This is a genomic window from Anabaena sp. UHCC 0187 (genome assembly GCF_009712035.1).
GTDB lineage: Bacteria > Cyanobacteriota > Cyanobacteriia > Cyanobacteriales > Nostocaceae > Dolichospermum.
Map to the genome: position 1 here is coordinate 16,474 of NZ_VILB01000012.1, position 17,734 is coordinate 34,207.

Sequence of the window (17,734 nt, forward strand, 5' to 3'; positions counted from 1 at the left end):
CTAAGGAAATTTAGTAATCCTGAACAGTTTGTTGAATTTTTTGAATTTTTTGAATTTCCTGTTTAGTTACTTTGATAGCTTCATTTGCAATATCGTAGGCACTAGGATAGCAATTAGCTTCATCTTCCCCTGGTATCCAAAACTTGCGTCGAGTCAGACGCAGAGAGTTGACAAACGCAGGAATAGCATTGAAAATTTCCACAGCAATTGGTCCGGTGTATACTTCCAAAACTGGTTGGAGAAAGGGCTGCCAGGGTAGCCAACTGGTATGAAGTGCGCCACGATCAGGGGGTGAAACTTGAATGTAATGTAGCCGGTTTTCTTGGGCTAAATAGGTAACTTGTTCTTGGAACTTTTCTGGGCCATCTCCATCCAATATTTCGTGGGCGCTATCAATTACAACCCCCACTTGTTTACTTTCCACACCTTTGAGAAAGTCAATTAATTGAGATAACTTATTTGGTCCAGGAGTTTCCCAATGAGTAATAGGTTCAATTGCTAATTTGACGTTTTTTCCTTCAGCATATTTACCCAATTCATTGAGAATCGGTTGAGCATTTTGATAACGCACAGATAAATGATCCTGTATTTGATCGCTCCAAATCGGATCATTAAAGTCTGTGGTTGGAAAAACACCATAGGGAATGACAATAGGCCCCATCATAATCTCACCCCCTAAAGCCGCCGTAATATCAACTCTTGATTTCAGATATTCTAGGGCTTCTTGTCTTTGTTTTGGATAGGGAGAACTAGGATCAAAAGTTCTGGTTGCTCCAACATTGGTGGATATTTTAATATCTGCTAAACCCTCGCAATCAAGATAGTGGCGTAAATCTTGATAATTTGCCAAATCTTGGGAATAATTTGCAGGATTGGTTAAAGCAATGGGAAATTCAAAGCCAGTATAACCAAATTTCTTCAGTTCTTTTATATGTGCTACTACAGTTTTCCGATATTCTAAATTATCGGGTTTTAAATCTGTAGTAAACATGAAAAAGCTCAGGTAAATATTAGGCAAAGATGATGATTTGTTCATTTTATTATGTTCCAAAAAGAATCTCAGTAAATTTGAATTACGGTACGATATTTTCCCTAATATCTCTGGAGAGATTATAAGGGTTTTCTGTTCCAGATTTGACGGTCAATTTTCCAAATACCTGCATCTTTTTTCATTAGCCATAAAGCCCGAAATTTTACTTGTTTTGAAGGACTACCATCATGAGAATAAATAGTTGCCATAGAGATACCAATGACATAACCAAAATCACCCATCACTTCAATTTCATCTGCTGTAAAAATTGGATCAATATCTTGGGTTGCAATACTTTGGGCAAATCCTTCTACAATATCTGCCCTACCACAGCGATCATCTACATCCGGTGCCATCCAAAGTGCATCTTCGGTATACATATCACTATAACCATCAAGATTTCTAGTTCTCACATTCTCGGCATAGGTTTCTTCAAACACTTTTCTGATTTCATCTTTATCGCGAGAATACATATCTAAACTCCTAAGAATTGTTATTGCGTTGTGCAGAAATGGTCGTATTGGGCATGAAAATTTACTATTTAATATTTACCAAAAGTCTGTAGATAAAATCTCCGACTTTTAGTAAATAAAAAATTACAACCCAGTCACCTTACGGAGATAATCTCGTGCTAGAAGAGCATATTCTAAAGGCTCACGTAAAGGCTTAATTTTGGTATTGCTGGGATCTTGTTCTGCTTCTACCATTAACCAGCCTTGATACTTAACTTCGGCTAGTTTATTTAAAATGGTCTTAAAGTCAATGATGCCATTTTTATCCCCAGGAACTGTAAAAACTCCAGAGCGAATTGCACTTAAAAAGCTGAGTTGCTTTTGTTTTGCTTCGTCCAAGATATTTTGACGAATATTTTTGAGGTGAACGTGCTTAATCCGGCTACCATAGGTGCTAATCAGATCCAAAATTCCATCTTGGGTAACACCTGAATAGTAAAGATGTCCAGTATCAAGTAGTAGGTTCACATTGTGATCCTTTGTTCCTGTCATGAGACGATCAATATCTGCGGGGGTTTCTACTCCGGTGCCGACGTGGGGATGGTAAGACAAGATCATGCCATTGGCAAAGGCTTGATCTCCCAGAGAATTTAAGCCATCAATCAAGAGTTTCCATTGTTCATCAGTAAACTGGGGACGATTATTTAAAGGTTCAATGGGTTGTTGATGGACAGCCCCTCCGAGTTCGGCAACGACAATTGCTTTACTCTCAAAATTCTTCATGAACGCCATCTGATCCTCGAATATTTTTTGGCTATCTTCTTTCGCTCCGATGGTGAAGAAAGTCCCAACCCAGGGTTCAGAAATTGTTAAACCCCGAACTTCTAGGTCTTTTTTTAATGTAGCGATGTCTTTGGGAAATTTAGGAGCGCCTTGAAGACCTTTAAACCCTGCTAGGGAAATTTCACTGATAATCTGTTTGTAGGAGATGGGAGGATTGAGATCCATTGTGAGATCATCACTGTTGCTCCAACCTGTAGGGGTAATACCTAAACGGACTTCTTCAGGGTTGAAAATAGGGGTTTTAGCACCACTTCTGACTTCAGCATTGGCAGGAAGTGTGGTAGTGATTCCCATGAGAATCACAATCAATAGGGAAATCAATAAACGACTGATTTGTTGATTCAGGGATTTTATTCCGCTGGGAAAATTCGCAAGAATCTGTACTTGTTGTTTGATTTTTTCGGAGCTTGGTGTCATGAGAATCCTTGAGTTTTTTACTTTCAACAATTTGATTTGTTTTATTTAGGAGCGAACCACTTTTGTCTCATGTTGCAGTGGTTTATAGCAATCCTATTTGATTTGTAGACTTTGAATAGTGAACAAATAGGATCAGTAATTTACTCAGGTGAGCATACTCAAAATCTGAATTATTTACGCTCCATTTGTTAGCTCATCAAATAGGATTGCTATACCAGAGGGAGTTTTGTAACTATCTCTTTGCTGACGATATGTTAAATATGAGCCTATTGAATAGCCCCAAACTGACCGACACTTCCGTTATATATTGTGTCATTAGGCATTCTGGCACGAAACAAATCAGCATCAATGAATTTAGTCTGTGTCAGAGTAGCTTTTGATAATCTGACATTTCTCAGGACAGCATCAGAAAAATCTGCACCATCTAACGTAGAGGTAGATAAAAATGCGTTGGTGAAATTTGCTTCTTTGGCGATCGCATTGGACAAATCTGCACCAGAGGCGATCGCATATTCTAGATTAGCCTCTGTGAGATTAGCCCCCGACAAGTTTACCCCTGCCATCTCTGCATTAGCCAATTGGGCATTTGTGAGATTGGCGTTAGTTAAATTGGCTCTGTTTAACCTGATTCCTAAAAGGCTGGAACCCGATAGATTCGCTCCTGTGAGAATAGCGTCATCTAGCTTAGCTTCATTCAGTAAACTGTTCGACAAATTAGCCCCTGTGAGATTTGCTCCAATGAGTGCGCTACCATACAAATCTTTACCGGATAAATCCATTCCCGAAAGATTACAGCTATTACACTCGTTTGTCTCCAGTAAATGAGTAAGAGCAACACGGGGACTACTAGCAACGAAGGCATTAGCAGGTAAACTAAACAGCGTTACACTCAGAACAATTGTCAGGACAAAAGCAGAAAGTCCCCGAAACCAAAGTTTAATATTCATCTTGTATCTCCATTAAAATTGTTCACCAGATCATCAAATTGTCATTAACTCAAACTAACTGAAGGAGGCTCACTCCAAGTCCCATAACCAGGTGCTTTCGCGCCAGGAGGATTAACCCCAACAGCCCGCCAGACAAGTCCTTCGGGATAGGATTGAGGACTGGGAATAAAATGGCTATTTTCTTTACCTGCACCATACCAGGCCTCCCATGCGTCGGGAAGTTCATACCAATTAGCCGTGTACCATAGTTTAATGATGTTGCGAGCAACAGGTCCACGTTTTGAAGAGTCTAGAATTTGAGAGCGTAGTCCCTCGCTTAAAATTACGGGGTCATATTTCTTTTTTGCTCTCTTATCTAGATCATGAAAGATTGTTAGCAATTCCCCAAATATGTCTTCACCAACCATCTTCAGAACGGTGTCAAAGTAAAGTTCAGTTTGTCCAGTTCCTTCCAGATCAAACCGAGAAAATCCTGTAACCTCTGCCGAAAAATCCAGGAAATACCCCATGAATTCAGGTGTCTTAATACTCACTAGTTATTTACCTCCACAAAATTTCTAGGTTCTTATTTCTAGGTTTTTGAGTTTCAACTTTTGCTATTTACTCAAACTTATAAATTGGACCTGCATTAACTCCATTCAGTCCCGGAATAGGGTTACGAATCAGACTAGTAGCCAATTCCTTGAGTCGGAACATACTTCCCACCGCAGGAAGCAACTGCTCAGGATAACCATTAAAGGAATGCTCAATCTCTGCAAGGAATCTGCTGTAAGCTTGCTGGAACTCTAGTGCGTGAGCATATAATTCTGAATCTGCGTCACAATAACTTCTGAGTTTACTCAGCGTCAGATTATCCATCACGGGATAAACAGCGTCCCAATCTACAGTAAAGGTTTCACCTGTAGGCTGATTAGGATCATCTGAGTTCGTTGGATCTTCCTTGTCTATCACATAGTAGCGACCCTTCAGAAGTTGCTGGAAACGATAGTAATGAGAAAGTTCTTTTTCAGAATCATAGATCGTTGTACTTCCAGACCCTTCACCTTGGGTTTGAATTATATACAATGCTTTGATAGCAGAGTTAAGATCCGTCACCTTGACGATATCTCCCGCACCATCATAGTAATATTCAGGGGTAATTTGCTTTTTGGGATCACCAATAAAGAGATTCTTACCTTCATTCTTATACTTCCTATCAAGTGCCTTTAAGCCTCTAATCACCTCTGTATAGAATAATCCAATGGTGTCGTAGCTTAAGTTATCCTTTTTACCAGCAAGTTTTAAAAAACTGTGTCTTCTTGTTTGTTTAGTGCGAGACTCTACTAATGCTTTATTTTCACCTACATGATGAGAACGTTCAATCTTGCAAAATGTCTCTACTGTTTCTTTGGAAAACTTGCCGACATTAACTTCAAAGTCTTCTGCTCCTGTGGGTAAGTGAGTCGGGTATGTGGGAACAAAGTCAGGATTGGTCAAAACTCCTTGAATATTTCCTCCCACCGCATTAAACACATTGGCTACTAGAGTCAGATGAAGCATTTCCTCTACAGCGACGGTGCGAATAAAGTGGAAAGCTTCCAGATTTGAGCCTGGCTTCAGGGAATAAAGGGCAGTCAGATAAGGGGGAAGAGTCGCGTGTTCTATCATCAAGCCCTGGATGAGATAGTAATGCAGGTCTTCAACCGTTGTAATCAACTCTAAACTATCAATCATCAAATACCTCTGCTGATAATATTTTCAAAAAGTTGTATAATTCAGTGCGCTTTGTTGTTTCCAATCCTAAAGATTTGCCGGCTTAGACGCAATATCTAAATCCCGAAGCATCTCTTCAGCAGCCATGAAAGTTAGAGCGGCGATACTCAATGTAGTATTGGAACTACCAATGGAGGGCATACTTCCTGCACCAACCATATAGAGATTCTGATGATCCCAAGAACGCATATATTTATCCACAACTGAGTTGTATTTAGTCGTTCCCATGACGTGAGTTCCTGAAAAGTGATTTCCTCCTCGAAACCAGTAGCCTTCACCCTCATACTCAAAATAGGCAGGGTCTGTGTCATCGTAGTGGGTATGATCTTCCGCACCTAAATGATTGAAAATGGTCTTGGAGAGATTTCGGGCGTAAGCAAAGGTTTTTTTGCAATAATCGGGTAGGTCAAAATGAATGACGGGACGATAATTACCCAATTGATCTGTATATCGAGGATCAATGGTGACTCGGTTGTTGGAATCGGCGGGTAATTCGCACATGAAGGCTAATAGTAACTGCCGTGATATCTTGCTAATCAGTTCTTGACGTAGTTCAGAACCATACAGATTCCCCTTTTCTACAGCATCTCTTACCACGTCAGTAGCACCTGTTCCTGACCATCCCCAACCATCATTATGGATATCCATAGCAAATGTGCATTGGTTGTGACGAAACTTACCTTTACGGAAAGTCCCAATTCCTGATGTCACTAAGGGGCCTCGCATTGTGCCAGTTACTTCCGGCATCAAAGCCCAAGCTAAGAGAAAAGGATGATCCATGAGGTTGCGTCCCATCAAATCATTGCTACTCTTCAAATCGGAAGCAAGCATCAGTTTGGCATTTTCGACTGCATGGGCAGCTAGGACAAATAAAGTACCTTGAGCTATACCAACGGTATGATCAGGAGAGTTCTTATCTTGATAGTGCTTGTAGTGAATAGCGGTAACACGACCGTTATCGGGATTAACTTCTACCTTATAGGCTACAGCCTGGGCAAGTAGGTCTACTCGATCAGGAAAAGCTATGGTATTTAAGGTTTTGCGGGCATCATACTTTGCTTGCACTGGACAGATAGGAACACAGTTCGCGTTACCTTGGCAGCGTTCCCCATACTCCACAGGCTTAACACTAGCAACTCCATCAGGAACGAAGCGAATATCAGCTTTATGCCCATACTCGTTATAATCAGGATTAGGGATACTATTGCGACCCTGGGGAAATGTACTGAGTTCTAATTTAATAGTCTCGCCTTCAAGTTCGACGGTAGCTCCATTCAGTCCCTCGGTAACTTTTTTATCCAAGTAAGAAGGAGGAAGCTCAAGCATAGGGAAGACATAGCCATCTTTAAAGGGGACACCTAGACTTTTTTGTCCTTCTACGTCTCCAGAAACCCCCATTTCATACTCCGCTTGGCGGTAGTAAGGCATCAGTTCTTCATACTTAATCGGCCAGTCAAGACCTTTTCCATATTTAGTTTGTAACTCAAAATCTTCGGGTAACATTCGGATGGTTTTCCCTTCCCAGTGCATGGTAGTTCCACCCAATACCCTTGTATAAGAACCGCTAAGAGGTAATGGTCCTTTTTCTTCAAAATAATGATTAGCTCCATCAGTAGGGCTAAGGGCATTACGGTTTACGGGATAAGGGGAGTTGGCGTTTTTGTCTACTGCACCATAAAAGGTATCAACGTGACTTTGAAAGCCCTCAAGGGTTAAACCATGACCAGTTCCCGCTTCCAGAATTAGAACTCGCTTGCCCTGTTCACTGAGTTGTTTGGCAACAATGGCTCCAGCTACTCCCGCTCCGACTATGACTACATCGTATAAGGTTTGAGAAACAGTCTCACAATTGACGAATGTTACTTTAGTCCGACTTTGGCTCATAGATTACTCCTTAGCACGTATTTAATTTATCCAATGGTGTCAGGGACTTACGCGTAAGTAATTTATCAGTCACTGAATATATTAGTCAATACTTACTTAATATTTACTTACAATAAGTATATACTGTTCTATTAAGCGGAGATAGGTGGAGTGAAATCAAAACTTGAAGGGGCAACAAAAATATTTAAAGTATTAAGTAGGTTAACAGAAAAAACTAAAGGTATGTGAAGAAAGTTGTTGAGGAATTGCGCTTTGTAACTATTTTGGACAACTCTCTGGCATATTCCTTTAGACTAGGTTTCCATAGGAATATCAAAATATTGAAAATGGAGACAAGGACAAATGCCTACGGTAAATTTATGTTGCCATGAGTTTGTAGTTGCTATTTCCTCCGTCGCTTGTATAGTTGGTCTATGGTTACTGAAGGATCACAATCAAGCTATAGATGATTTTCAAGAAACAGAACAAAGTCTCTTAACAATGAGCTTTGCTTACTGGTTAGTGTATTGCCTTGCTTTTGGGATAGAAAAATTATTTTTATTGGATTGCGAAGCTGTGATTGTAACTTTGAGAATTACGACAGCTTTGTCATATTTCTTAACATTTTCTTGTATTCTCAGTTTACCGTTACATAAATTTGCAGTTCATAAAATTGAAGAATAATCAAAAGTCAAGGTTAGAACTGAATTCAGATCCAACCTTGCTATTTGTAAATTCATAATTTAGGCAATTCTCATAGCAATAGCGATAGCGAAGCGCTCCGTAGGAATCGCACCTTCGAGTTCATCCTGGAGTAAAGTTGTCAGGATAAAAACTTCTTGCACAGTCTTACCTTGACGGGCAATGATTTTATAACCACCGCGAATGGGTACAGACACACGCAACTGCATTTTTGGTGCATGACCTCTAGCTCTACCAATAACCGCAGGTGTCACCGTCCCAATACCATCCTCTCGACACAAACGTTCTAAAATAGGAATTAGACCGGGAATATGGGTAGAGTGATTCCAAACAAGTCTACCATCGGTGGGTTTAGACATAATGATTAGGCTGCTTCCAGAGGAGCCATTGTCAACCCAGCCCGACGGAGTTGTTGGTGGTATAATTCCGCTTGTTCTTGGGGTCCTGTCCAGACAATTGCTTGTCCTTCATGGTGGACTTGATTAGTAAGATCCCAAGCGAGATCCCCCGACATTCCCGGAATATACTTCATTAAACACTCAGCTACGTGCTGAAAAGTATTGAAATCATCATTCAATACAATCACCTTGTAATTAGGATAGGTTTTCCGAGTCACTTGATTAACTCGGTCAGGTGTCACAGTTGGTGCTGAGGCCATACTGTACACATCTGCAATTCTTGTTACCATAGAAAAATGAGCCAAAAACAACGTTGTACAAACTCACATTACAAATAACTAGTTTAATCCATTGCCGACTAGGTTAGTAGTCAAGGACAAGCCGATAATGTGTAAAAATATTAATTGACATTGATTATGCAGAAAATCTAACAAATTCAGATCCCCAACTTCTCTAAGAAGTCGGGGATATTTTACCTACCGCCAATCATCCCAATTTTCGTTAAAAATAGAAGTATCAGGAAAAGCCGTAGGATTCCCATTTGCTTCCAACAGCTTTCTTAAAATTTGTAATTGCGGTTCTTGTTTAGGCAAATTATCAACTAATTGATAGGGTGCAATTCCTTGTTTTAATGCAAAACTAGCCACAGTTCCCGCAGCAGCGCCAGAAGACCATTCAAAGGAATGAACCCGATAAGCAGCAGCAGCAATATGACTAGTAGCAATACTTTTTCCCCCTACCAATAAATTATCAATTTTTTGGGGAATCATTGCCCGTAGCGCAATTTGGAAAGGATAAGCTTGTCCTGCACCTCGTCTTTCTCCCGCACGTTCAGTATTACCAGGTGCTTCTACTGGACTTTTTGTCATGCAAGGATGAAAATCTATGGCATAATGACCAATACCCACAGCATCAGGGTAAATTGTCGAACGAGTTCTTCGCATAGCTTTTTCTGGGGGAATTTCCCCCTTAATTACAGATGTTGCTTCCAAACCTGATACAGTTGCTTTTAAACTGCGATACATATTTGCTGGTAGAGTTTTCCGATAATATTCATCATTATAATTACGACGAGAAATATCAACTTCCCAAATTCCAAAACCCTCCGGTTGTCCCCAGCTAGGACGGCCAATAATCCTTCTTCCTTCCCTCATGTAGGGGTATTTAGATAAACCATGAACTGTCCCCATGGGCGAATCTAAACCTGTTAAAAAACGGATATTTGTTTGCGGTTGTTTGACACCTTCTCCTAATTGAGAATCTGTAGTTCCCCCATACAACCAATAAAAAAATGAAAATGCTTTTTCTTCAGCTTTACGCAGGGATTCTGTGCGGAGTCCACCTTGCCAACCTCCTGGTTTTAACTGTCCAGAATTTTCTAATTGTTGACGAGTGTAAATGAGATTATCTGCGGCTGTTCCCGGACGGTAATCATTTCCCCAAGTCCAGTTTTGCATGGAAATATCCCCCGGTGTGGGTGCAGTAAATTTCACACCATTGAATGTAGTTGGTTGTCCTTTTTCTGGACTCCAAATTCGCCGATAGGTAAAGACTAAATCAAAGTTTGCTAATCGTTTTAATTCATAACTAAAATATGGTGAATATTGTAAATAAAATGGGGGCATTGTTTGGCTTTGCTGCTCTTTTGTTGCCTCCATTGCAAAGGTATAAGTGAAACCTTGGGTACAATAAGGATCATTTGTAGTGCTAGAAGATGAAGGTTCAAGATAGGAACGGGCATCAATTCCTAGACGATAAGGAACATCTGCTAAAGCGATAATTTCCCCGGTTTCACTTGCGTCTATAATGTACCATTTTCCTGGGTTATTTTGAGATTGTTTGGGGAGAAAACGAATGATAGTTTTACTCAATTGAGATGAATTTTTATAGCTATAAGCATCTTCAATGGTTTGAGATAAAGGATTAGTATTTAGAGGTGGTTGATTTTTTGCTGGTTGATGTTGAATAGCTATGGCGTTATTAATAATTTTGCCATCTTTGCTAATTTCTAAATCTTTAATTACCGTATTGGGAAACCATTGTAATTTTCCTCTACCTTTTTTTTCCGCATCATTGAGCATTTGTGTCATGATATTGTGAGCATCATGAGGAAGAAAACAGGAGTCACTTACCCAACAGTCACCAGGGTTAAGTTTGCCATATTTGCGTTGAATGCGGTTTCTTAATTCGGAATAACCGCGAGAATAAAATTGTTTATCTCTTTGGGTTGGTCTTTCGTCTAATGCAGATGTCCCTTGGGAGGAGATTTGTCCCCCCAACCAGTCGGTTATTTCTGTTAAACAAACTGTGCGTCCTGCAAGTAAGCTTTCGTAAGCTGTGGCTACTCCTGAGAGTCCACCACCGACAATGAGAAGCTCGCAATTGACGGTTTTATCTGGTGTACGTGGGGGAGTAGCGGTAACGGCATAGGGGATAATAAAGGTGGTAAATAGGCTGAGACTGATGAAGGTTTGCAAGCGGTTTTTGTATTTACGTTTCATGGTTTCTGCACTCTGTAAACTACTACGTCAAATTGTAGACGGTAGCATTGGGGAAAGGTTCATACCTGATTGTACATGATTATGGTACTTAAAGTCCGTGGACTTAAAAACATCAATGGCTTTTAATTGTCTTTATGACAACATCTAATAGTGAAAATATCCAAAAAGAATTTGGTAATCGTCTACGTCAAATTAGGCAAAATATGGGGCTGTCTCAAGAAGAATTAGCGCATTTATGTAACTTAGACCGGAGTTATGTGGGAGGTGTAGAACGTGGAGAAAGAAATATTAGTCTTGTGAATATTCATAAAATTGCAAATGCGTTAAATATTTCACCTAGAGAGTTTTTTAATGACTAATATTCCTGATAATATAAGATTGAAGGAGCTTGCAATTATTGCTAACTCAAATAAGCTTTTTTTTGATGATTTTATTAATTTTATAGAATCAGAAAATTATAGTAATCTACATGAATTTGTTATTGAAAAAAATTCACCCAAAGCACAACAAGTTTTACTAAAATATTTAAAGCGCAAAATGCCCAAAGACTTAAATTTATATGACGGAATTGCTCGTCCATATCCTCAAAGTAAAGCAAAATGGCTGTTTTTAGGTTGGATTTTTAGGGATGCTCCCATACAAAGATTACAAAACATACTCAAAAATATTGATGGGACAGCTAATGAGCGTAAAGCAATACTTTTAAATGATGTACGTGAATATGTATCTACTATTTTACCTGAACCAGAAAGATGGGAATGGTTTCCTATTTGTGAAGTTATGATGGAACGATTAGAAGGAAGTCGTCGAGCCATAAAAGGAAATTTATTTGAAGCAATTATTCGTACAAATTTGAAAGAAATATTCAAACATAACAATCTCAAACTAACAATTGGGGAAACTCAAATTAAACTTGGTGGTGAGACTTATGACGTAACAATTATGGGAGACAAAGGAACTATATTAATTCCAGTAAAAACAAGAGAAACAACAGGTGGTGGTCATGCTCTACTTTTTACCAGAGATATTAATCAAGCAATTGAAAAAGCGAGAAATGATGGACATAAATGTATTCCCATTATCATAGCGGAAACGTGGAAAATAGATTTTGATTTACTGAAATCCCAAGATTTTATTCACATTGATAAAAATCCCAATCAAATAATTGAAGTAGAACAATTACTCAATAATAAACTTAAAGAGATTTTACATATTTTTCAATCAATTGAATGATTATGTTGAAAAAATTCTCTTGATAGCAATTTTACAGTAATCTTCATTGAGTTCAATACCAATAAATTTACGTCCTTTCTTCATAGATACTAAACCTACTGTACCAGCACCAAAAAAGGGATCAAGAACTATTCCCCCTTCAGACGAACCTGCTAAAATACATGGTTCTATTAATTGTTCTGGAAAAACAGCAAAATGTGCATCTCTGAATTTAGATAAAGGAACTTCCCAAACTGTTCTTTTATTTCTACCTTTAGGATGAAAAGCTTGATCCCATCTTCCGTTATGTAAATTAGAATTACCTGAATTTTTGCCTTGTTCTGGAGTTCCTCCTTTTTTACCTAGATGATTCCGTCCTCCTCGCATTTTACTATTTTCGGAAAAAGTTACATGAGGTTCACGAATAGCATCTGTATCATAGTAATACTTGGAACTTTTGGCAAATAAAAACATATATTCGTGATCAGTTGTCGGACGATTTTTCACAGAAGATGGCATAGCATTGGGTTTATACCAGATAATATCTGATCTTAAAATCCATCCTCTTTCTTTAAGAGCTAATGCCAATTTCCAAGGTAATCCTGCTAAATTCCCATCTATATATTTATCACCTAAATTTATCCAAAGTGTGCCATCTTCTTTTAAAACTCTTTTGACTTCATCAAATATTTCTAAGAGTTTGTTTATATATTCATCTGGATTCTCTTCAATTCCAATTTGTTCTTCTGTACAATAGTCACGTTGACCATAATAAGGAGGACTGGTAATAACTGTTTGCACTAATGAATTTGGTAGTTTTTTTAGAGAATTTAAAGCTTCTCCATTAATGAGAAAATTTGCTTGCTCTAAATCAATTTCACCAATATCTTCTATTTTTACTATTAACTTTCGATCTAAATCCGCAAACAGTGGTAGATTTGCAGTGATATAATCCAACACAGAATTTACTTTAACTCTTAGATGGTATTTATAGTCATTTTAAACTATTTCAGCCTTAACAACAACCAGGCACTAAGATTTTTCCTTTTTCTTGTTCCTGAGACTGAAAGCTAATTTAATTTCTACTAACGCTGCTTCCTCTGGGGTTAGTTCCATAAATTCTGCAACTGTTCCCACTTTCCACCCTTTAGCTCCTAGATATTCTCTCTTTGATTGATCCATAATTCCATCCTCTCCCCAAATCTGTTAATATCAAAAAAACCCCTAAAAATCCAGTCACCCTACAACAATCATCTATCATAGATGGCATATAAACACACCGCTGCAAAAACTAACCACCGGATAGGGAAAATAGTTATGAAGAACAAAAACCCCATATTCTCAAATCTAGCTTTAAAAAGTGCCATTTTCTTGTCACCCTTACTGCTATCAACAGCTTTTATCAGTGGTTATCCTGTACCATCTGCTACTGCTCAGGTACTATCAAATCAGGAACGAGAAGAATTAGCGCGACTGCGACAAGAAACCAAAACTCAAAAACAAGTTCAATCGGATTTTGAACGTGCTTTTACTCGCACGAATACTTTGCTCAATATTTGGTTGACTATTTTAAGTTTATTTCCTGTAGCTTTAATTGCCATTTTATGGTTTTTTCGTCGAACGGTAATTCGGGAAATTGTCGAACGAGCAATGCAGCAAATTCAAGGTATTGAAAATTTGCAAACTCAATTAACTACAGTTCAAGCAGAAGCAAAACAACTGATTCAAGCATCTAAAAATACTACTCAAGAATTAGCACAGGAAGTTAATACTCTTAAACAAAAAATTCAAGGTGAAGAAGAAAATTTATCTATTCTTTTATCTGATTTACCCAAATCGAAACAAGAGTTTTTAACAGCTTTGGAAATTGAAGTTAAATCTGCTCAGGAGAATATCAGTAATTTAGAGTTTAGATTAAATACTCAATTAGAACAATTAAATTTATCGGCTCAACAGCAAAAAATTACAATTGACAATATCAAAAAGTTAGAATTTGAGTTATTTTCTCAATTTACTCAACTCAAATCAGAAGTAGAAAATCAAAAAGATATTGCTGTTAGTGATATTGAACGATCTCGCGCTGATTTAATATCTCAATTTCAAGGCTTAGAGTCGGAAACTCAACAACAGAAATATCATACTGTTGAGAATTTAGCAAAGTTACAATCAGAATTTACTAGTGAATTATCTCAATTTCAGTTAGATATTAAAAATCAAAAAGATATAGTTATAGAGAATATCGAAAATCTCAATAATCTATTTAAATCGGAAGTTACTGAGTTAAAAACTGACACGCAAGTCCAAAAATATCAATTACTTGAAGATTTAGCTATATTAAAAAGCGAATTTTCTCAACAACTGGGAGAATTACAAAATACGGCTATTCAACGACAACAGCAAATTATTGAGAATTTAGAAAAATCTGGGGGAGAATTTACATCTCAGTTTTCAGATTTACAACTTGATGTCCAAAATCAGCAAATTACCGTTCTCGAAAATCTGCAAAAGTTAGAAATTGAATTTTCTCAACAGTTGGGAGAATTACAAAATACTGCTATTCAACGACAACAGCAAATCATTGAGAATTTAGAGAAATCTGGAGAAGAATTTACATCTCAGTTTTCCGGGTTACAAACTGACGTGCAAAATCAGCAAATTACTGTTCTGGAAAATTTGCAAAAGTTAGAAATTGAATTTTCTCAACAATTGGGAGAATTACAAAATGCGGCTATTCAACGACAACAGCAAATTATTGAGAATTTAGAGAAATCTGGGGAAGAATTTACATCTCAGTTTTCCGGGTTACAAACTGACGTGCAAAATCAGCAAATTACTGTTCTGGAAAATTTGCAAAAGTTAGAAATTGATGCTCAAGAACGTAAAGAGATAATTCTCGAAGAATTAGCAAAAATTACACCTAATCCAGAAAAAGCACCAGAAGCATTACAACCACAAGTTTCTATTGATGATTATATCAAACAAGCAGAAATACTATTTTTAGGAAAACGCCATGAAGATGCTTTAGCTATTTATGAGCAACTGATTACAATTCAACCAGAAAATCCAGAAAATTGGCTAAAACGTGGCATACTTCTCAATAGATTAAAACGCTACAAAGATGCTATAGCTTCCTACAATCAAGCTATTAAAATTAATCCTGAATATCATCAAGCTTGGTGTGATATTGGTGTAGCTTGTGGAAATTTAGGAAAACATCAAGAAGCTTTTAACTGTTTTGATAAAGCTACTAAAATTAAGCCTGACGATGGAGTTGCTTGGATGAATTGTGGGTTATCTTTGGTAGAATTGGAACGTTATGAAGATGCAGTAATTTCTTTTGATAAAGCTTTAGAATTTCAACCCAATTCTCCTAAAGTGTGGGATAAACGGGGTTATACTTTAGTAATGTTGGGAGAAGATGATGAAGCAATTACCAGTTTTGATAAAGCATTAGAAATTAAACCCGATTATCCTAGTGCTTATTATCACAAAGCTGCCTGTTATGCACTCCAAAGAAAGGTTGAATTAGCTTTAGAAAATTTACAAAAAGCTATGGAACTTAATCCCAGTTATCGAGAAGATGCTGCAAATGATATTGATTTTGATGAGATTAAAAATGAGTCTGGTTTCCAAACATTAATTCAGGGTTGATATTAGGAAACCTACATTATTAAACTTTGTGTTGGGTAACATACGTCAACCCAACCTACATTTTTTGGAATTTAATAATCTTCATCATCATATATATTATCTATGTAATCGCATTCATAGTTGCCTTTGATTTCTTGATTAAAAAATTCACCAATGGAATCTGCTGAATGAAAATCTTCCCAAGTTTCTGCTTCTACATCAAAATATTGGTAAACTTCACCACTTTGAAATTCTACTTGCAAAATTTGTGAATCAGCATCATAACCAATTGCATAAGCTACAGAAGAATTAACCGGTAGCATGGGAATTTCTTCTTCTGCGGGTACAGTATCAGAAACTACCTCATTTAGTTGTTTTAAGCCTTCGTAAGCTTCTACTGGTGCGGAAATTTGCATTAATTCAAACTCGTTGCCTCTGTCGAGTAATAATTGCAAATATCCCTCAGAGTGAGAAATTGCCAATAAACTGCTTAAATCCATTTTAGATAGCTTCATTGCTTTACTCCCTAGAGGTAGATGACAGTGAGAACCAAATTTATATAGTACAAAATTACTATATTCGCGTTTGGCTGTCAACTACTACAGGGAAGAGGTTAAAATCAGCGTAGTGAGACTAGCTTTTTTAGTACAAACAATCAACAATTGTTCTCTTTTGACTAATTAATCTAGAAAATTTAAGATATACTGTTTTTTCAAGCATAATGCAGTTAGTTAAGACGCATATTTTTGTGACTTTTAATTGAGTTTTCACTCCTTTTTTACCTATGACAATTAAACTCACTGTTCCTGGAATGGCTTGTTCTGCTTGTGCTAATAATATTACCAATGCAGTTAAAGCTGTTGATGCTAATGCTATTGTGGAAGCTGATCCTCAAACCAAGTTTGTCAATGTAGAAACTCAAGCTTCGGAATCTGCTATTAAAGAAGCTTTGATTGCTGCTGGTTATCCTCCTGCTTAAAATCAAATCCCCGATTTCTTTGAGAAGTCGGGGATTTTGTTATTTCGGCTGAATATGATGGGAAATTTGGAAATTATTTCTCCTTTATATTTGTATTCTGTCTAATTTCTTCAACACTTAATTTTAAAACTTGTGCAATTTGTTCTATGGTTAAACCCAATCCTATCAAACCGGGAACGGCTTCTAATTTAGCTTTAAGTTCCCCTTCTTCTCTTCCTTCTTCTTTTGCTTCTTGATAAAATCGGGTTTGTTTTAACTCACTTAATCCAAACATGGCTTCTATTTCCTCCCTATTCATTCTAGGAAACTTGTAAATTAAAATCGTCTCGATGATTTGCAATACTTGCTGCTGTTGAAGTTGAGAATCTATCTCTTGTTTAGTTCTATTGATTAATTCTCTAGCTTGAGTAATTGCCTTATCGTCCTTAGCGATGATTAGTTTTATTGTAGCAATACCAATGGGTAAAGATGTTGTTTCTCCTAATTCATCGAGATAAATAACTCTAACCCGCTGACTGGTGAAGAATTCTTGATAATGCTGAATATCTCTTGTATCTATGGTGCGCGTTGGATAGATAACTACAGCATTCCAGCGACTTTTGGGTTTGTTTTGACGAATGTAAAGAAATATTTCGGCAAAGAGTCTATCGTAAAGATCCTCATCTGATTGAAATTGGACTTCTAAAAAGTAGATAGGGTTATCTATGCTTTGGTTAGGTAAGAAAACTCCGTCTATTCTGAAGGCTGTTTGTTTGACTTCAACTGATGAAAATTGATAACTTTCGGCTAATTGGGGAGAGTTACCAATGAGTTCAAAAAATATGCTGGGTATTTCTTGAAATAACCGATAAAATATGCTGTCTGTTTTCATTTTGAAAAGTTATTTTAGATGCAATTAATCAATCAGATTTGCCGATTGTTTTCAAGAATCTAGCCTTTTTATATAAGTTGTAAATTGACTATTTTTGGAGATTGGATAGTATTTGTGCAAATTGCGTCACAATATGT

The 17,734-nt window shown here is 37.4% G+C and carries 19 protein-coding genes; 5 read left to right on the forward strand and 14 right to left on the reverse strand.

Translation table 11 applies throughout. The features are described 5' to 3' along the window. Window positions 1–10 precede the first annotated feature (10 nt). The 7 genes from FJR11_RS12830 to FJR11_RS12860 form a co-directional block, all read right to left on the reverse strand. Window positions 11–1,036, reverse strand: a complete 1,026-nt coding sequence (locus FJR11_RS12830; protein WP_168504254.1) for a sugar phosphate isomerase/epimerase family protein — start codon at window positions 1,034–1,036, stop codon at window positions 11–13. Between the two features lie 74 nt (window positions 1,037–1,110). Continuing rightward, window positions 1,111–1,503, reverse strand: a complete 393-nt coding sequence (locus FJR11_RS12835; protein ID WP_168504256.1) for an SgcJ/EcaC family oxidoreductase — start codon at window positions 1,501–1,503, stop codon at window positions 1,111–1,113. 123 nt (window positions 1,504–1,626) lie between these two features. Further along, window positions 1,627–2,742 (reverse strand): myo-inosose-2 dehydratase, encoded by a 1,116-nt coding sequence (gene iolE, locus FJR11_RS12840; RefSeq protein WP_217358231.1) that lies wholly within the window; start codon window positions 2,740–2,742, stop codon window positions 1,627–1,629. Between the two features lie 266 nt (window positions 2,743–3,008). Next, complete coding sequence (locus FJR11_RS12845) at window positions 3,009–3,689, reverse strand: pentapeptide repeat-containing protein (RefSeq protein ID WP_168504258.1); 681 nt, start codon at window positions 3,687–3,689, stop codon at window positions 3,009–3,011. Window positions 3,690–3,733: 44 nt separating this feature from the next. Next, a complete protein-coding gene (locus FJR11_RS12850; protein WP_371417525.1) occupies window positions 3,734–4,222 on the reverse strand; it encodes a hypothetical protein in 489 nt (162 codons plus the stop codon). Window positions 4,223–4,289: 67 nt separating this feature from the next. Beyond that, window positions 4,290–5,402 carry a ferritin-like protein gene (locus tag FJR11_RS12855; protein ID WP_168504260.1) on the reverse strand — a complete coding sequence of 371 codons (1,113 nt, stop codon included), beginning with the start codon at window positions 5,400–5,402 and terminating at the stop codon, window positions 4,290–4,292. A 66-nt stretch (window positions 5,403–5,468) separates the two neighbouring features. Beyond that, window positions 5,469–7,325 (reverse strand): GMC family oxidoreductase, encoded by a 1,857-nt coding sequence (locus FJR11_RS12860; protein WP_168504261.1) that lies wholly within the window; start codon window positions 7,323–7,325, stop codon window positions 5,469–5,471. Between the two features lie 342 nt (window positions 7,326–7,667). Here FJR11_RS12860 and FJR11_RS12865 point away from each other — a divergent pair, with 342 nt between their 5' ends. Then, a complete protein-coding gene (locus FJR11_RS12865; protein WP_168504263.1) occupies window positions 7,668–7,988 on the forward strand; it encodes a hypothetical protein in 321 nt (106 codons plus the stop codon). Between the two features lie 59 nt (window positions 7,989–8,047). Here the strand turns inward: FJR11_RS12865 and FJR11_RS12870 are convergent, their stop codons facing one another. The 3 genes from FJR11_RS12870 to FJR11_RS12880 all read right to left on the reverse strand — a co-directional run bounded on the left by FJR11_RS12870 (window position 8,048) and on the right by FJR11_RS12880 (window position 10,905). After that, on the reverse strand, window positions 8,048–8,365 hold the full coding sequence (locus FJR11_RS12870) for a DUF2103 domain-containing protein (protein ID WP_168504265.1): 318 nt from the start codon (window positions 8,363–8,365) through the stop codon (window positions 8,048–8,050). A gap of 5 nt (window positions 8,366–8,370) precedes the next feature. Next, window positions 8,371–8,694, reverse strand: coding sequence for an ATP-dependent Clp protease adapter ClpS (gene clpS / locus FJR11_RS12875; RefSeq protein ID WP_168504267.1), 324 nt, complete (start codon window positions 8,692–8,694; stop codon window positions 8,371–8,373). A gap of 186 nt (window positions 8,695–8,880) precedes the next feature. Beyond that, entirely contained in the window at window positions 8,881–10,905 is a 2,025-nt protein-coding gene (locus FJR11_RS12880) for an FAD-dependent oxidoreductase (RefSeq protein WP_168504269.1), read from the reverse strand. A 134-nt stretch (window positions 10,906–11,039) separates the two neighbouring features. Here FJR11_RS12880 and FJR11_RS12885 point away from each other — a divergent pair, with 134 nt between their 5' ends. After that, on the forward strand, window positions 11,040–11,264 hold the full coding sequence (locus FJR11_RS12885) for a helix-turn-helix domain-containing protein (protein ID WP_168504271.1): 225 nt from the start codon (window positions 11,040–11,042) through the stop codon (window positions 11,262–11,264). Beyond that, window positions 11,257–12,138 (forward strand): hypothetical protein, encoded by an 882-nt coding sequence (locus tag FJR11_RS12890; RefSeq protein ID WP_168504272.1) that lies wholly within the window; start codon window positions 11,257–11,259, stop codon window positions 12,136–12,138. The genes FJR11_RS12885 and FJR11_RS12890 overlap by 8 nt, the downstream gene beginning before the upstream one ends. Here the strand turns inward: FJR11_RS12890 and FJR11_RS12895 are convergent, their stop codons facing one another. Both FJR11_RS12895 and FJR11_RS12900 read right to left on the reverse strand, forming a co-directional pair. Beyond that, window positions 12,139–13,077, reverse strand: coding sequence for a site-specific DNA-methyltransferase (locus FJR11_RS12895; protein WP_168504274.1), 939 nt, complete (start codon window positions 13,075–13,077; stop codon window positions 12,139–12,141). Window positions 13,078–13,149: 72 nt separating this feature from the next. Further along, window positions 13,150–13,299: a hypothetical protein gene (locus tag FJR11_RS12900; protein WP_174763037.1), complete on the reverse strand. Its 150-nt coding sequence runs from the start codon at window positions 13,297–13,299 to the stop codon at window positions 13,150–13,152. Between the two features lie 135 nt (window positions 13,300–13,434). Between FJR11_RS12900 and FJR11_RS12905 the strand changes: the two genes are divergently transcribed. Continuing rightward, window positions 13,435–15,768 carry a tetratricopeptide repeat protein gene (locus FJR11_RS12905; RefSeq protein ID WP_168504276.1) on the forward strand — a complete coding sequence of 778 codons (2,334 nt, stop codon included), beginning with the start codon at window positions 13,435–13,437 and terminating at the stop codon, window positions 15,766–15,768. Window positions 15,769–15,839: 71 nt separating this feature from the next. Here FJR11_RS12905 and FJR11_RS12910 read toward each other — a convergent pair whose 3' ends face one another. Beyond that, complete coding sequence (locus tag FJR11_RS12910; RefSeq protein ID WP_168504278.1) at window positions 15,840–16,262, reverse strand: KTSC domain-containing protein; 423 nt, start codon at window positions 16,260–16,262, stop codon at window positions 15,840–15,842. Window positions 16,263–16,531: 269 nt separating this feature from the next. On the opposite strand from FJR11_RS12910, the gene FJR11_RS12915 reads away from it, so the two are divergent. Continuing rightward, window positions 16,532–16,726, forward strand: a complete 195-nt coding sequence (locus FJR11_RS12915) for a heavy-metal-associated domain-containing protein (RefSeq protein WP_168504280.1) — start codon at window positions 16,532–16,534, stop codon at window positions 16,724–16,726. Window positions 16,727–16,799: 73 nt separating this feature from the next. Here FJR11_RS12915 and FJR11_RS12920 read toward each other — a convergent pair whose 3' ends face one another. Beyond that, on the reverse strand, window positions 16,800–17,597 hold the full coding sequence (locus FJR11_RS12920; RefSeq protein ID WP_168504282.1) for an Rpn family recombination-promoting nuclease/putative transposase: 798 nt from the start codon (window positions 17,595–17,597) through the stop codon (window positions 16,800–16,802). Between the last annotated feature and the right edge of the window lie 137 nt (window positions 17,598–17,734).

Coding starts and splice junctions, on each gene's coding strand:
- FJR11_RS12830 (WP_168504254.1), bottom strand. CDS start 1,036: ATGAACAAATCATCATCTTTGCCTAATATTTACCTGAGCTTTTTCATG.
- FJR11_RS12835 (WP_168504256.1), bottom strand. CDS start 1,503: ATGTATTCTCGCGATAAAGATGAAATCAGAAAAGTGTTTGAAGAAACC.
- iolE (WP_217358231.1), bottom strand. CDS start 2,742: ATGACACCAAGCTCCGAAAAAATCAAACAACAAGTACAGATTCTTGCG.
- FJR11_RS12845 (WP_168504258.1), bottom strand. CDS start 3,689: ATGAATATTAAACTTTGGTTTCGGGGACTTTCTGCTTTTGTCCTGACA.
- FJR11_RS12855 (WP_168504260.1), bottom strand. CDS start 5,402: ATGATTGATAGTTTAGAGTTGATTACAACGGTTGAAGACCTGCATTAC.
- FJR11_RS12860 (WP_168504261.1), bottom strand. CDS start 7,325: ATGAGCCAAAGTCGGACTAAAGTAACATTCGTCAATTGTGAGACTGTT.
- FJR11_RS12865 (WP_168504263.1), top strand. CDS start 7,668: ATGCCTACGGTAAATTTATGTTGCCATGAGTTTGTAGTTGCTATTTCC.
- FJR11_RS12870 (WP_168504265.1), bottom strand. CDS start 8,365: ATGTCTAAACCCACCGATGGTAGACTTGTTTGGAATCACTCTACCCAT.
- clpS (WP_168504267.1), bottom strand. CDS start 8,694: ATGGTAACAAGAATTGCAGATGTGTACAGTATGGCCTCAGCACCAACT.
- FJR11_RS12880 (WP_168504269.1), bottom strand. CDS start 10,905: ATGAAACGTAAATACAAAAACCGCTTGCAAACCTTCATCAGTCTCAGC.
- FJR11_RS12885 (WP_168504271.1), top strand. CDS start 11,040: ATGACAACATCTAATAGTGAAAATATCCAAAAAGAATTTGGTAATCGT.
- FJR11_RS12890 (WP_168504272.1), top strand. CDS start 11,257: ATGACTAATATTCCTGATAATATAAGATTGAAGGAGCTTGCAATTATT.
- FJR11_RS12900 (WP_174763037.1), bottom strand. CDS start 13,299: ATGGATCAATCAAAGAGAGAATATCTAGGAGCTAAAGGGTGGAAAGTG.
- FJR11_RS12905 (WP_168504276.1), top strand. CDS start 13,435: ATGAAGAACAAAAACCCCATATTCTCAAATCTAGCTTTAAAAAGTGCC.
- FJR11_RS12910 (WP_168504278.1), bottom strand. CDS start 16,262: ATGAAGCTATCTAAAATGGATTTAAGCAGTTTATTGGCAATTTCTCAC.
- FJR11_RS12915 (WP_168504280.1), top strand. CDS start 16,532: ATGACAATTAAACTCACTGTTCCTGGAATGGCTTGTTCTGCTTGTGCT.
- FJR11_RS12920 (WP_168504282.1), bottom strand. CDS start 17,597: ATGAAAACAGACAGCATATTTTATCGGTTATTTCAAGAAATACCCAGC.